The organism is Streptococcus sp. ELY_125, assembly GCF_058314535.1.
Map to the genome: position 1 here is coordinate 75,842 of NZ_JBZFUM010000002.1, position 14,469 is coordinate 90,310.

The following is a 14,469-nucleotide window of genomic DNA, read 5'->3' on the forward strand; positions in this document are numbered from 1 at the left end:
ATTTCTACTCCATTCTTATATTTTGATAAATTTGGTAAGACATTTCTTTGTTGTAAGCGTAGGTGAGCAGACAATCCAAAATAAATGGAGAGTACGCTAACCCCAGATAAGCTTTCGCAAAAGCCATGGCACTCATTTCACTTAAGGAAATGAAGGTCGTCTGATAACGATACCCCAGAAGGGACCATAAAACCATTTTTTTCGTTTTTGTAATCACTGATGCTGCATCTTTAAATTCTAAATAGTGGAAATATTCATGAGCAATCAGCAGCTGCTTAAGTGCTTTTTCTGAAAAGTCATGCTGGTATTTGGTTCCACTCACCAAATTTAAAAACTTATCAATACTGTCCTGAAAAACTGTGATTTTATTGGGTTCTACATACTGGGCAAAAATAAGATAGCTACCGCCATTCGGTCTAGGTGGATTGGTATAAATAATCCCTTCTCTTTCCAATAAGACAGAAAGATTAGGGGCTTCTTTTTTAACACTTTCAGCATAATCAGAACCGCAGATGACAGCTTCAGCAATCAATTCTGCCTTCAGTTCTTCTGTCATACGCCCATAGACAGGATCGGCTTTTAGAGCGTCCTGATAAAATTTTTCTTCCGGAATCGCCATAACCAATTCCACAAAGGCCTCAAAGTCTGGTACACTCGCAGCGTCTGTTGCCTCCGGTTTAGGAGGAGCCTGCGAATTAGGAAAGAAAATTTTCTTGATATTCATATTCATCATAATTGTGTTTTAACCGCCACTAAGATAACTTTTTCGTCAGGATCCAGCATGTCCATTTCAACAGACATTAAAAGGAGAATTTGCTCAAAATCCATACTGCCATTGAAGTCCATGATTCTTGGACCGACACAGATATAAAAGTCCGGCCGCAAAACGCTGTCTGTCGTGAAGACGGCCAATTTTTCATAAAAATCTGCAACAGCCTCCTGATAATCTTTTACCTGAATCTCTACTGCTGTTCCTGAACTGCTTTGAACTTTAATAAAGCCTTTGGTGTCCAAAATACGGATAGCCTCATCACCGTCTGTGCGGCCAATAATCTTAAAGAACTCACCATCCAGTCTCATAGCAACCTTTTCTACTGGCACGCCCATATCTTCGGCAGCTAAGGTCATCAATTCTTCTTGCGTCGCAGCAGATAGGAGATCCATGGATTTAACTTCTGTAGAACCCAAAGCTATGGCTGTTAATTTCGACGTTTGGGAATCAATTTCTACGTGCACCTCAACTGTCGCTGGTGCCGCCCCGCTTTCAACAGCCCTGTCAATGGCTTCTTGCCGAATAGAGCGGATATCCTCAGGTGTTGGATTGGGAACTACCCGTTCTACAGCATCGCGAACCAAGGAAAGAGCTACCCCAATAGAAGAAATAACTTCCGCATTTTCTGGAATTTTATATTTGATGTCCATCTTATCAGCGCAGTAACCTATCAGTGAAGCTGCTCCGCCGCCGACACCAATCAAGGAAATTTGGTCATGCCCCAGCTTGTATTTTTCCGCCAACTCCATAATGACAGGTTCAATCTTCTCATAAGCTTTATGCAGTATTTGTTCAGCCAGCTCTTCAACACTAGTTCCTATGTAATCGGCCACAGGTTTCATGGCTAAACGGGCTGCCTCAACATTTCCATAAGAAAACTCATCAGGACTAACTAAGCCTAAAACATTGGCAGCACAGCTATTAGTAATGGTCAGATAAGAACCATCCTTTAGGCGGAGCCGGACATAATCTTCCGGATCTCCATCCTTAGGCTGGAATAAATCCAATTCACAATCTTCTAGACGCTCTGTTTCCGAAAAAACAGCATAATCCAAACCAGCGATATGGGCACTACGGGGCCCGACATCTACTACACCGTCCTTGGACACACGTACCATACTACCGCCGGCAACACCCAAGACTCGGACATCTAAGGAGCTGATATAGGTCTTATGACCACCAACAATAGAATAATCAACCGCCGGCCGACCATTTTTTATGACACCGATATTAACAGAAGTTCCGCCAACTTCAAAATAAACTCCATTTGAAGCCCGTAAGTACATCAGTGCCCCCATGACACTGGCTGCAGGACCCGATAACATCGTAAGAACAGGCCGTTTTTTCATTTCTGAAATGTCCATGACACCGCCATCACCGCGCATAATCATCAAGGGCACTTCAACACCAGCATTGTGGACGCTTGTTTCTGTCTGCCTAGCAGTATCCAGCATTTTGGGCAGGATACTGCCGTTAATAGCCGCTGTCCGTGTCCGACGAGTCAAACCGTACAATTTGGTGATTTCAGACGCTGTACTTGCCATTAACCCCCGGCTCTCAGCTTCACCTAAAATATTTTGTTCAGGGGTGGCATCGTCAACCCCGAAAGCAGAGGAAGCTATGATCACCTGAGCACCTTGTGCTTCTAAGCTATCCAGTTTTTTATTAACCTTTTCTTGGGTGAATTCCCTTCCCGGCAGAAACTCATTAACAATCCTGATGTAGCGCCCCGTTCCTAAATCAATATCATCAAGATGAGTCTGGCGCTTAGCCAAAAATGATTCAAAGAAACCGCCGGCAGTTCCCAGTACGCCGACCTTAGCTACATCTCCTTCCAATAGCGCGTTAGTTGCTTGAGTCGTACTGTGGGCCACAAACACAACATCTTCTGGAGAGATATTATTTTCCTGCATACAGTTGACAAAGGAAGTGACGACACCAGTGGCTACACCAAATTCATCATCATGGGTTGTTTTTACGGAGGACTTTCCAATGATCTCGTGCGTATCATTATCAATGGCTACCGCTTTGGTATGGGTGCCGCCAACATCAATTCCCATTCTTACTTTTCTACCTGACATAACCTATCCCCCTTTAACCGAACATAAAGTAGGTAACCATAGCTAAAATAGCACTGATGACCCAACCGCTAGGGATACTAATCTTAAGGAAGTCCTTAGTCGTTACCTTGGTATAGTTGATACCCCAAATAATCCAAGACTGAGTAATACAAGATGAAATATTCATCGTAATCGTTGGCGTATACATCAAAGGGAAGAGCAGATTTGTACTAAAACCAATACTTTTTAGTATGCCTAAAGTCGCAGCTCCTGCACCAGCCAGTGTAAACGGTCCTCTAAATAAGCCCAAAGGTGCTAGAATGGCAAAAGCTAGACAAATAATAAGGGTAGAGTGAGGAATAACCCCTCCTAACAAAGCATTAAAGTAGGGAACAGCTAGCTCTGAGGCCTTATTAAACATGGGAATAATCAGCATGAAGCCGACCAAGGGAGCTGTGTCAATAACCCCATCATAGAAGGTTTTATTGAAGATATCGCCAGTTGCCTTGAAGCTCTTGAGATAGCCGCAGATTGCCAGGGCATAAAAACTAGCAATAAGGAAACCAAGAATAACTGGAACTTGAAAGCCAATTGCCAATACAACCGGAATAAATGGTGTCAGCAGAGCCAAAGCCGGTACCCTGTCTTCTTGTTCTTTAGCAGGTGTTTTGGCAGCCCAGGCGTGAACGCGTTTCTTTCGGTTTGCAAAAATGACAATAATCATAATAGCGATTATCAGCTGAATGGCTAAGGCGATGAATCCCCAATGTAAGTAAGTTGCATTGTAGAAATAAGTTTGTTCACCCTTAGGACCTAGATAGAAAGCTTGGTACTGATTGAAGATCAAAGGGTTGATGTAGAGTCCTGATCCAATAGAGAGCATAAAAGCAACTAAGGAAAAAGTCTTAGGGACACCTAGAGTCAGCATAATCGGCAGTACGATAACACCGATAGCAACAACAGCACCTGCACCGAACATACTGGTAAAGATGGCTGTTGTTACTGCCAAGAGTAAGGTTGCTGTTATGGCAGGTTTATCGCCGCCCAACTCAACAGTTTTTTTGATAATCGATGATGCAATGCCGGTTTGTAGCATAACACGGCCAAACCATGCACCAAAGCAGAAGTTAACTAAGACTGGTCCCCAGCCTTCCGGCCCCGCTTGAAAGACATTGGTTAAAACATCTTTAAAAGACATTGTGACAACATCTTTGTTATCGGCGATAAACTGAGGATCCTTGACCAATATATTGCCAATTAAAGGAATAACGGTCCATAGAATAGCCATAATCAGCATACCAATCATCAGATTACCGCCTTTGACAGCATAAACAACTAGTCCTAGAAAAACCAGTAATAACAAAATTCCCATTAGCGTTTGAATCATGGTTCATCTCCTTTATTAAGATACGGCAGAGGTTTGTTCCCTAAGTACTGAGCACTTGGAAACAAACGAGGTTGAGACAAAAGCCCTGTTTAATATTAGCTACTTTAGCTAGAACAGTTTGACGCAGTAATTGATAAGATAGGATTCGTAGATAAGTATCCTACTTGGATACTATCCGTCCACAATTTGGAGAAATTCTCTTTTCTGAAGCAACTGTAAAGCTTTACCAACTGCTTGGTAATCTGCTAAACTAACACTTTCTATACGTGGTCTGTCACCTCCTGTAAAACACGAACTAGGCTCTTAGAAAGATATCTGGTATAAAGCCACTTCATGGCGTCCATTGTTAGCAGAAAAAATGTAATTTCTACTGTTTTTTTCAAAAGCTAAGCAGTTACTTGAAGAGGCGCTCGAGTCAATCAGTTCCATCTGAATTTTATCGTCGACCTTTCGGTAGAGCATTAAATCAGCCTGATCAGATCGCCATCCAAATACAAACACTGGCTGTCCATCTAAATAGCCTGACCAGATCGAATGCCCAAAAGGAGTCTTTTGGGGATGATGAAAAATTTCTGCTGTAAAGTCATTATTCAAAACTCGCAATTTATCACCATGAAATGCTTGGATGATAACATTTTCTTTAACGCCGTTACTGTCCAAATCAATCTGGACGATATCGCTTGTTTCTTCACCAAAGAGCAAATCCAATCGCCAGTCATTTGTATCCGAATACTCTGGGTAGGTTAACTTTATAATTCCTTCAACGCCTGTTATCAAGGAATACCCCTCCTCTTTAACACTGTAGTAACCGTGATTTTTACAAAGTCTAAGCGGGAGCGTTCGTAAATCAGCCAATTGGTTATTTTGTTCGTCGAACTGTCCAACGATAATTTTTCCTTTATCGGACCAGTCTTCAACAAAACTTTTAGAATTGGCAATGGTACAACCAACAAAGAGAAGGCTGCCATCAGATTGTTCAATGAGATCAAAACGATGTAAATAGGGAAAGTCTGCCAGCTTGGAAATTGTCCAGCGCCCTTCTGAAAAGCTTCCTCTGACAATTTGACATGATTTAGCATTAAAGCCAGGGTAAAATTTTTGGGTTGCTAGGAAATCAAGAGTTCCCGGAATCTGGATGATACTCATAGTTCCCCCGATTTCATCCCAAATGACCGTCCTTTCAAAAGAACGATTGAGGTCATAAGCAAAGCAAGCATCTTCAACTTCCGAGGCTACCAGCAAATAATCGTCATCTTGATGCTGAAGTCGGGCTACCGAATAGCTAGATTGTAAAGGCTCCGATAATATTTTTTTGACTTCCATTTGTACTCTACACTCCTTCCAAAATTAAAGTTAATCGTTTAACTAAATCATCAAAAAATAAATAACGTTTTTTGGTTAAACGTTTAACCTTCCTTCACTATCTCGAGTATATCACACCAAAAATATTTTGCAAGCGTTTTCTTATCTAAAATTGAAAAAGAAAAGGGAGAAACCATTATCTGCTGCCTCCCTTTCTCAAACCATTCTAAACCCATTAAAAAGATTTTCGAAGTACGATATCATTACGAACCTCGATCAGCTGAGGTTTATAAGTCTGGTCATCATGCTTAATTTTATCAATCAGGCATTCTGCTGCGACACAGCCAAGCCCATAGGAATCTTGACGGATACACGACATATTGGGATTTAGAACCTCCATCCAATCAAGATCTTCATATGAGCCCAGACCAAAATCATCAGGGTAGCGATAATCTGTTTTGTTTAGCATCTTCATAAATTCTAAAAGAGTAGGACCATTCATCATAAAGAAAGCTGTCCGCTTTTGCGCCTTTTCAATAATCGAAAAAATCTTTTTTTCTGTTTCAGCCTCTCCCAGTGTAATTAACTTGGAAGGATCGCTGCTTACCGTCTCTGTAAAACCTCGATAACGGGCTTCCCGTGTAGAGATCCCCGTAATGGGAAAGGTTACAAAATAGATATCTTCATAGCCGGCAGCCTGCATTTTTTTCAAAAATTTACTGGTCGAATAGGTATTGTCGGAAACTATGGTATCCAGAGTTAGGTTCTTAGATTGCCGATCGACCATGACCATCTTTTGGTTATCCAATGTTTTAATCATGGGATTATTGGCATCGACCGAATCTAAAATAACACCAGATACCTTTTCTTGATCTAATCTTCTTAGATTATCTAATTCTTGATTTAAATCGTTATCTGAATTTGTAAAAGTAGCAGCATAGCCATGCAAGGTGCAAGTATCATTGATTCCTTTCATAACAAAAGAAATGAAAGGATTAGTAATATCAGCAATCACGACCCCAATTGTTTTAGTATCTCGCGTTACTAAACTCTGGGCAACTTTACTTGGCTGATAGCCTGTTACCTCTATGGCCTGCCTAATTTTCTCCTTTGTTGCGGGTGACATCTTCTTGTAATTTCCACTAAGGTAGTAGGATACTGTCGCCTTTGAAACACCTACTAACTTAGCAATATCGTTAATGGTCACCTTACCAAACATCGTCTTCCCCCCCACTCCTATAATGTCTCTGCCATTATATCACTTTGACTTGGAAAGAACAAAAAGGCAGGAAACCTTAAGACAACAAAGAGTTAGAAGCTGAAACAAGCATATCAGTTGAGTCTTCTCATAGAAAAATACGTTGACGACAGCAGTTGGGGGTGTTTACTATTAGTGATCAGTGTTCCAAGCCTTTTTGCCCATAGTAAGCATTTTTACCGTGTTTGCGCAGATAGTGTTTGTCTTTCAAAGCTTGCGGCACTTCTTCGACCTGGGGATCAACAGCCTCTGTATAACGAGCCATACGTGCTACTTCTTCTAATACGACTGCGTTGTAAACAGCGGATTTTTCATCCTTGCCCCAAGAAAAAGGTCCGTGGTTGCGCACTGTAACACCTGAAACGGCTAATGGCTCTAAGCTGCGTTTGGCGAATTCTTCGATGATAACCTTGCCGGTTTCTTTTTCATATTCCCCATTAATTTCCTCGGCTGTCAAGGCTCTGGCACAAGGAATAGGTCCGTAAAAGGTATCTGCATGAGTGGTTCCGTAGCAAGGAATATCACGTCCAGCCTGAGCCCAGGCTACGCCTTCAGTTGAGTGAGTGTGGACAATGCCTCCGATTTCAGGCCAAGCCTTATAAAGCTCAACATGGGTTGGCAGGTCAGATGATGGATTGAGATCGCCTTCAACAATATTGCCATCAAGATCAGTCACGACCATATTTTCAGGAGAGAGTTCGTCATAAGCAACACCTGATGGTTTGATAGCAATATAGCCTTGCTTGCGGTCAATGGCTGACACATTACCCCAGGTGAATTTTACCAAGCCATGCTCCGGCAATTCCATATTGGCATCATAGACACGTTTTCTTAATTCTGGTACTAACATTTATCGTAACCCCGCTTTCTCAATTAGTGGATAAAGGAAATTCTGCGCTTCCTTGATAGCTGCCCGTGTTTCTTCAACTGTTTCACAGTTTTCTGACCACATTTCAATCAAAAACGGGCCGTTGTAGTTGGTCTTCTTTAACACCTCAAACATGGCTTCCCAGTCAACACAGCCTTGACCAAAAGGCACATCACGGAACTGCCCTTTTGAGCTTTCTGTAACAGCATAAGTGTCTTTTAAGTGGAGGGCTGCGATAGAGCGGTGCCCATTGTAAAATTCACTCCAGAGGTCATTGTGCCAAGCCGAGACATTGCCTGTATCGGGATAGACAAACAGATAGGGTGAATCAATTTCCTTTTCAATAGCCAAATATTTTTCAATAGAATTGATGAAAGGATCATCCATGATTTCAATAGAGAGGATGACTTGAGCCTCTTCTGCCCAAGTGCAGGCCTGACGCAGATTTTTAATGAAGCGCCCCCGCGTTTGAGGCGACTTTTTCTCGTAGTAGACATCATAGCCTGCCAGCTGAATATTGCGAATGCCGATATCTTGGGCAAAGATGATGCATTTTTTCATCATGTCCATAGCACGCGCTTCTTTTTCAGGATCATTGGATCCCATCGGGAAACGGCGGTGGCCGCTAAAGGTAATGGTTGGCACCCGCACACCCGTTTCAAAAATAGCTTTAACTAAGTCTAAACGCTCTTCTTTTGACCAATCCAGACGGGCTAAACGCTCATCTGATTCATCAATAGATAACTCTACAAAGTCAAAGCCTAACTCCTTAGCAAAGTTGAGACGCTCCAGCCAAGTAAACTGTTTGGGTGTTGCTTTTTCATAAATACCGATTGGACGTGTCATAGTCTACCCCCAGATTCGTTTAATTTCGTCCTTGAAGGTACGTGCTGCCGCTGCCGGATCGGGAGCTTCTGTGATACCGCGGCCAGCGATGAAGGTAAAGACATCAACACCTTTAAACAGTTTTAAGGTATCGACGCTGAGCCCCCCTGTGACAGACACACGAAAGCCCATGTCAATTAGTTTTTTCACCTTATTAAGGTCTTTTTCACCCCAAGTTTCGCCGGCTAAGAGCGCATCGCGTGATTGGTGGTAAATCGCTTGTGAAATTCCAGCGTCCAGCCATTGCTGTGCTTGTTCGTAAGTCCAGTCACCATAGAGTTCGATCTGAATTTCACCGCGGTCTCCGCGGACTTCCTCGATAGCCTTGCGGGCTGCTTCCATGGTTGGAATCGTTGCGCAGCAGATACAGGTCATCCAGTCAGCACCGCGGACTGCATTGTTTTTAGCTACCGTTCCGCCGGCATCAGCACATTTGGTGTCTGCGACAATAATTTTATCAGGGAAGAGACTGCGCAGAACTTCTACTAATTCGCTGCCAACTTGAAGGAGGCAAACTGTTCCAGCTTCGATAACATCGACTTCTTGGCCAACAGAAACAGCGGCCGCAATCGCACCCTGCAAATCTGAGTGATCAAGGGCTACTTGTAAATTAGGAAGAGTTTTTGACATTGTCTTGTTCCTTTCTTTTTCTAAAATATAATACCTAGCCTCTCAAGGAAAAACTAAACTACCAAACGAAACAAAGTAGCCCAGCACCTTATAGAAAGAAGGACTCCTTGTTTTTTATACTAACTATCTAAGTCCAAGCCCTCTAGATAGGGACTGTTTTTAGATTCATCAACCATAGCTAGGACTTCTTCGGCCTTTTTAGCTGCAACAAGACGCTCAATCGCGTGATCTAGTTCAAAGAGGGCTATGATTTGCGGGATAGCTACCGATGTGTGAATCTGTGAGCTAGTGGCCGCAAGAGCTAGTAGGACCTGAACTTCTTTTCCGTCTGAAAAGCGGACAGGTTCTTTAAGAGTAATCAGGGAAAAGGCATCTCGTTCTACCCCTGCTTCTGGCCGAGCATGAGGCATGGCCATACCTGGCATTAAGATATAGTAAGGACCATATTCTTTAGTAGAATCAATGATAGCTTGGTAGTATTCTTCTTTGACCGCACCGCTTTCAATCAAAGGAGTAACCGATAGTTTCACGGCTTCTTCCCATGTTGATGCTGACAATCCTAAGCGGATAGAGTCATTTTCAATAAAGGCTTGTTTTAAATTCATGCCCAACTCCTTTTATTAAGATACAAAGCCGTTAAGCGTTCCAAAGGAATTTAGGAAAATTGACGCAGGTGACAAAACACCTAGAAAATTTTATCTAATTCCACAGAAACCTAGGCGGGTTAGATTATTAAGATACTAAGCCGTTAAGCACTCCAAAGGAATTTAGGAAATGGAGTGACGATTCATTAAGAATCGAGCGACATTTATCTAATTCCACAGGAGTGTAGGCGAGTTCAATTTACAAGATACTAAGCCGTTAAGCGACTCAAAGAAATTTAGAGAGCCTGACGAAGAATCGCTGAAGATTCTAGGAAAGCGAGTCTAATTTCACAGAGTCGTAGGCGAGTTCAATTACTAAGATACTAAGCCGTAAGCGACTCAAAGAAATTTAGAGAGCCTGACGAAGAATCGCTGAAGATTCTAGGAAGGCGAGTCTAATTTCACAGAGTCGTAGGCGAGTTCAATTACCAAGATACTAAGGGCGCCCGTGGACACAGCTAAAATAGAAGATTTGACGCAGAGTCCAAAAGACTCTAGGAGAAGCTATCTTTTTAGCCAAGTCCACAGCCCGTGTTCAATTATTAAGATACTAAGGGTCGGTTCGCTTGGCGAAAATTTCCGACAGGAAAATAGGGGAGCGACGCCGTGTGCTTGACACACAAGGAGCTCCTTCTTTTTCCCGAGGAAATTAGGCCCGTGTTCAATTGACAAAGTATCGCTAAGACCTTAGGTCTTGCTCTACTACACAAACTACTATGGTAGTTTGCTATGCCAATTACTAACTCCGTTTGGTTAGTAAAATTACTAACCAAACGGAGTGTCGCTAAGCCGCTCTACTTATCCAGTGGATAAGTGGAAATAGAAGCTGAGCTTGCACAGTATGCATTGGAAAACCCAGAAAAGATTTAGACAAGGAACGATAGAGCCACGATGGTTTTTACCACCCGAAAAATTATCTAATTCATAAGATTATCTGCAAAAAGTCATGATTCACAGAAATCGTTTTTCTTCGCCCTTCTATTTTGTTGCTCCAAGGAAAAATCTTTCTCTAGGAGTACCCTCCTTTCTCTCGCCTATATCTGAAACTATTTCAAGGCTGCTTCGAGCTTGGTTTTGATTTCATTGTCATCCATGAGGTTATCAAGGCCAATCAGATGCCCATTAGTGCGCCCATCTAATTCATGAATCAGATGATTGGAGGCAACAACAATATCGTAACCGGAGGCTAAGCCTTTAGCTTCACCAACTGAACAGGAAGCCGATTCAATATCAGATACGCCTAGTTGACGAAGAGCATTTTCAACTTTCATTTTAATGACCATTGAGGAACCCATACCGTTTCCACATGCTGTAAGTACTTTAACCATAATAATATCTCCTAACTTTCATTTATTTATAATTATTGGATCCATCAATCTTCTGCAGCTACTTCACCACGATAGTAAGCCTCCTTATCTTTGGCTTTGGCAAATTGAATTTGCGGAATAGCCAATAAAAAGAGGGCAACAAGAATGTAGCCAATAAGGCCGGCATACTTGAAGAGGTAAGCAAAGGGTACCCAAGGGATCTCAAAGTCAATATTGCCGTGATAGCCGCCAAATTCTGCTAGACCAAGAAGGGCAACAGCCAGAGCTCCAACAGCAACCTGAATGACACCTGAGATGAAGGACAGGATAACCGCTGCCTTCCAGCCGCCTCGCTTATCAGCGTAAACAGCAATGGCTGCATTATCGAAGAATACTGGCACAAATCCAGTGATAATAAGAACCGGATTCTTAAAGACAATCAAGAGAATAATTGTCACTAGCTGGCCGATAAGACCGGTCGCAAATCCAAAGAGAACCGCACTGGCAGACCCAAATCCAAAGGAAGCAGCAACATCAACGGCTGGGAAGGAACCAGGCAGCAATTTATTAGAAATTCCTTGGAAGGCGTTGGTCAGCTCACCGACAAACATCCGAACCCCTTGCATCAAAACAAAAAGATAAACTGAGAAGGTAAAGGCTGTCTGAATGACGTACATAAAGAAAGACTGTTTTGTCGGATCAAAGAGCGTACCTGTCGTGATAACCTCTTGATTAGACATGATATCGGGCCCCAGGATAACTAGAATGGCTCCGAAGAAGACCAACATCAGGGTGGCCGAAGCAACGACCGTATCATGGAAAATATTCAGAAAAGCTGGCAATTTGAGATTGTCTAAATTGTCTTCTTTTTTACCCAGTTTGGGGGCAACTTTGTCAGTAAACCAAATAGCGAATTGTTGTTGGTGGCCGATTGCAAAGCCACCGCCACCAGTTAAACGCTGAGTTGGTTCAACTGTCATATTAGAACTAACAGCCCAGTATAGACCACACAAGATACCCACAGCCACTGTTCCCCAGAATTGATTACGAAAAGCTGGTATCAGGAGAATGACCATCAAAGTCACTGTAGCGGCCTGCTGCACCATGATATGACCAGTAATGAATAGGGTACGAATCTTAGTGATCTTACGAAGAGCAACCAAAAGAATATTGAAGAAAAAGCCTATTAGAAGAGCTGTCGTTGCTGTCCCGATAAATTTTGGAAGCTCCTGGGCAATTTTTTCATTGACAGCTGTCAATCCGAAATAAGGGTCAATAACAGCAGCACCAATCTTGAACTTGTAGTTCAAAGCCGCCAAGATTGGTCGGAAAGTTGTTACCAAGCCGCCAGATCCAACATCTAAGATCATATAGCCGACGGTGGCTTTGATAAAACCTGCAAATACATCATGCAGCGGCTTTTTCAATAATAGATATCCAATCAAAACTAAGATACCTACAAAGAAGGCTGGTTTTTGCAAAATGTTTTGCGAAAACCAGTTCAGAATATCAAGCAGTATAGCCATAATCCTACTCCTTTATCTAATAATTTGTTTTTCCTTATGGCTTCATTCTAACAATGTAAGCGCTTTTACAAAAGACCAAGACTCACACATTTGAGTGTTCAAAAATGTGCCCTCTGATATTTGATAGACTAGGCAGATTACTGAAAGAAAAAAATTCCCCAATAAAAAAGACCTTGACATAAGCGATTCAAGGTCTAGCTTTTGCGCAGCAATAACGTCTTATCATCATGGTTGATTTAACAGCTTGGTAAACGGTTAGGAGAAACAATGCTTACAGCACAGTGGGCTCTATCAATTCGCAGATGAAGCCGCCAAAACAATTTATGACCGGCATTTGGTAAGCCTTATCCAAAGTGTGAATAAACCCAGTAAGCTCTGCTATTGTAACCAGAGCAGTTTACCTTTCTGGACTAATTAAAAGAGAGCCTACTGGGACTCTCTTAATTGTCTTATGTTTTTTCATATGACAGCCCTCAGGACTGCCACACTTTATCCGTAATCGTGCCGATGAGTTGGAGTTTCTGCCACTGATCGGCTTCTGTTAGGGTATTGCCCTCTTCTGTCGAAGCAAAGCCGCACTGGGTTGAAAGTCCCAAATTTTCCAGCGGCACTAGTTGGGCAGCTTCTTTGATGCGGTCAATGACTTGGTCTACATCTTCTAAAGCAGGATCTTTAGACGTTATCAATCCAAGTACAATTTCAACGCCTTTGCGATTATTCCAAATATCAGTAAGAGGAGCAAAGCTGCCACTGCGGGCATCATCATATTCGAGGAAGAAAAGATCATAGTTTAGCTGACCTAAGTATTTGGCTACCGAATCGTAACCTCCTTCAAAAAGATAGGTCGATTTAAAATTGCCACGACAGACATGAGTAGCCACAGTCAGATCAGCTGGTAAGTCAGCCAAGGCCTTGTTAATGGTATAAACATCATCTTGGGCGATTTGCTGCAGTTCTTTTGTTTTTTCTGGATCATCCTTGTGGTCTTCAAACTGCTGAATAAGATAGCCCCATGTTGTGTCGTCTAGTTGAACATAACGAGCTCCTAAATCATAAAAATGTTTGATAGTATCGTGATAAGCCTGAGCTAAGTCGTCCAGAAAGTCTGTCCATGTTTCATAGTAGTCCAGCGCCAAGTCTGAGCGGTGGTCGCGGTTAATAACCAGAGAAGGACTGGGAATAGTGACCTTAGGTAGAACACCAGCAGGTGTAATAGACTTAAGATAAGCAAAATCGCGGTAAAAAGGGTGGTCAGGATTTTCAGTTACCTTACCTGTCAGCCGCACATTCGTTGTCCTTGTTTTAGCCCCATGGAACTTATAAGAATCCTCTTGCTCATAGGCTTCAAATCCGTTTAAATCCCAAAGAAAATCAAGGTGCCACCAAGAACGTCCAAACTCACCATCTGATACAACTTTTAGACCGCTAGCAACCTCATGCTGAACCAGTTCGGCGACCAGTTTATCCTGTAGGGTCAGTAAATCTGCACGACTGATAGTTCCTTTAGCATATTGCTCACGCGCTTCTTTCAAAGCCGCAGGACGCAGATAACTGCCGACATGATCGAAATGGTACTGAATTTTAGACATAATATTACTCCTTTACTAAGATACCAAGCCGTTAAGCGACTCAAAGAAATTTAGGGAGCCTGACGAAGAATCCCCGAAGATTCTAGGAGGGCGAGTCTAATTTCACAGAGTCGTAGGCGGGGTCAATTACTAAGATACGGCAGAGGTTTGTTATCTAAGCGCTTCGCACTTGATAACAAACGCCAATCACTATGGTGAATTGGCTACCTCTCCCACTAACTTCGTTTGGTTAGTAAAATTG

Annotated in this window: 12 protein-coding genes; all 12 read right to left on the reverse strand. The window is 42.5% G+C overall.

The window, feature by feature from the left end; genetic code table 11:
- Window positions 1–4: 4 nt before the first annotated feature.
- The 12 genes from AC4HAL_RS01285 to AC4HAL_RS01340 all read right to left on the reverse strand — a co-directional run bounded on the left by AC4HAL_RS01285 (window position 5) and on the right by AC4HAL_RS01340 (window position 14,228).
- Window positions 5–733: a hypothetical protein gene (locus AC4HAL_RS01285; RefSeq protein ID WP_491092593.1), complete on the reverse strand. Its 729-nt coding sequence runs from the start codon at window positions 731–733 to the stop codon at window positions 5–7.
- A complete protein-coding gene (locus AC4HAL_RS01290; RefSeq protein ID WP_491092594.1) occupies window positions 730–2,853 on the reverse strand; it encodes a hydantoinase/oxoprolinase family protein in 2,124 nt (707 codons plus the stop codon). Before AC4HAL_RS01290 ends, AC4HAL_RS01285 begins: the two co-directional genes overlap by 4 nt.
- Window positions 2,854–2,866: 13 nt before the next feature.
- The gene (locus AC4HAL_RS01295; RefSeq protein WP_491092595.1) at window positions 2,867–4,219 is read right to left on the reverse strand and encodes a citrate transporter; all 1,353 of its coding nucleotides are present in this window, start codon (window positions 4,217–4,219) and stop codon (window positions 2,867–2,869) included.
- 303 nt (window positions 4,220–4,522) lie between these two features.
- Window positions 4,523–5,542: a hypothetical protein gene (locus AC4HAL_RS01300; protein ID WP_491092596.1), complete on the reverse strand. Its 1,020-nt coding sequence runs from the start codon at window positions 5,540–5,542 to the stop codon at window positions 4,523–4,525.
- A 214-nt stretch (window positions 5,543–5,756) separates the two neighbouring features.
- Window positions 5,757–6,740, reverse strand: coding sequence for a LacI family DNA-binding transcriptional regulator (locus tag AC4HAL_RS01305; protein ID WP_491092597.1), 984 nt, complete (start codon window positions 6,738–6,740; stop codon window positions 5,757–5,759).
- Between the two features lie 178 nt (window positions 6,741–6,918).
- Entirely contained in the window at window positions 6,919–7,629 is a 711-nt protein-coding gene (locus tag AC4HAL_RS01310) for an L-ribulose-5-phosphate 4-epimerase (protein ID WP_491092599.1), read from the reverse strand.
- Window positions 7,630–8,493 (reverse strand): L-ribulose-5-phosphate 3-epimerase, encoded by an 864-nt coding sequence (locus tag AC4HAL_RS01315; RefSeq protein ID WP_491092600.1) that lies wholly within the window; start codon window positions 8,491–8,493, stop codon window positions 7,630–7,632.
- A 3-nt stretch (window positions 8,494–8,496) separates the two neighbouring features.
- The gene (locus AC4HAL_RS01320; RefSeq protein WP_491092602.1) at window positions 8,497–9,162 is read right to left on the reverse strand and encodes a 3-keto-L-gulonate-6-phosphate decarboxylase UlaD; all 666 of its coding nucleotides are present in this window, start codon (window positions 9,160–9,162) and stop codon (window positions 8,497–8,499) included.
- Between the two features lie 119 nt (window positions 9,163–9,281).
- Window positions 9,282–9,767 (reverse strand): PTS sugar transporter subunit IIA, encoded by a 486-nt coding sequence (locus tag AC4HAL_RS01325; RefSeq protein WP_491092603.1) that lies wholly within the window; start codon window positions 9,765–9,767, stop codon window positions 9,282–9,284.
- Window positions 9,768–10,852: 1,085 nt separating this feature from the next.
- A complete protein-coding gene (locus AC4HAL_RS01330; protein ID WP_447451612.1) occupies window positions 10,853–11,134 on the reverse strand; it encodes a PTS sugar transporter subunit IIB in 282 nt (93 codons plus the stop codon).
- 44 nt (window positions 11,135–11,178) lie between these two features.
- Window positions 11,179–12,639 carry a PTS ascorbate transporter subunit IIC gene (gene ulaA, locus AC4HAL_RS01335; protein ID WP_491092604.1) on the reverse strand — a complete coding sequence of 487 codons (1,461 nt, stop codon included), beginning with the start codon at window positions 12,637–12,639 and terminating at the stop codon, window positions 11,179–11,181.
- A gap of 473 nt (window positions 12,640–13,112) precedes the next feature.
- The gene (locus tag AC4HAL_RS01340; protein ID WP_491092605.1) at window positions 13,113–14,228 is read right to left on the reverse strand and encodes a vitamin B12 independent methionine synthase; all 1,116 of its coding nucleotides are present in this window, start codon (window positions 14,226–14,228) and stop codon (window positions 13,113–13,115) included.
- Window positions 14,229–14,469: the final 241 nt, after the last annotated feature.

Coding starts and splice junctions, on each gene's coding strand:
- AC4HAL_RS01285 (WP_491092593.1), bottom strand. CDS start 733: ATGATGAATATGAATATCAAGAAAATTTTCTTTCCTAATTCGCAGGCT.
- AC4HAL_RS01290 (WP_491092594.1), bottom strand. CDS start 2,853: ATGTCAGGTAGAAAAGTAAGAATGGGAATTGATGTTGGCGGCACCCAT.
- AC4HAL_RS01295 (WP_491092595.1), bottom strand. CDS start 4,219: ATGATTCAAACGCTAATGGGAATTTTGTTATTACTGGTTTTTCTAGGA.
- AC4HAL_RS01300 (WP_491092596.1), bottom strand. CDS start 5,542: ATGGAAGTCAAAAAAATATTATCGGAGCCTTTACAATCTAGCTATTCG.
- AC4HAL_RS01305 (WP_491092597.1), bottom strand. CDS start 6,740: ATGTTTGGTAAGGTGACCATTAACGATATTGCTAAGTTAGTAGGTGTT.
- AC4HAL_RS01310 (WP_491092599.1), bottom strand. CDS start 7,629: ATGTTAGTACCAGAATTAAGAAAACGTGTCTATGATGCCAATATGGAA.
- AC4HAL_RS01315 (WP_491092600.1), bottom strand. CDS start 8,493: ATGACACGTCCAATCGGTATTTATGAAAAAGCAACACCCAAACAGTTT.
- AC4HAL_RS01320 (WP_491092602.1), bottom strand. CDS start 9,162: ATGTCAAAAACTCTTCCTAATTTACAAGTAGCCCTTGATCACTCAGAT.
- AC4HAL_RS01325 (WP_491092603.1), bottom strand. CDS start 9,767: ATGAATTTAAAACAAGCCTTTATTGAAAATGACTCTATCCGCTTAGGA.
- AC4HAL_RS01330 (WP_447451612.1), bottom strand. CDS start 11,134: ATGGTTAAAGTACTTACAGCATGTGGAAACGGTATGGGTTCCTCAATG.
- ulaA (WP_491092604.1), bottom strand. CDS start 12,639: ATGGCTATACTGCTTGATATTCTGAACTGGTTTTCGCAAAACATTTTG.
- AC4HAL_RS01340 (WP_491092605.1), bottom strand. CDS start 14,228: ATGTCTAAAATTCAGTACCATTTCGATCATGTCGGCAGTTATCTGCGT.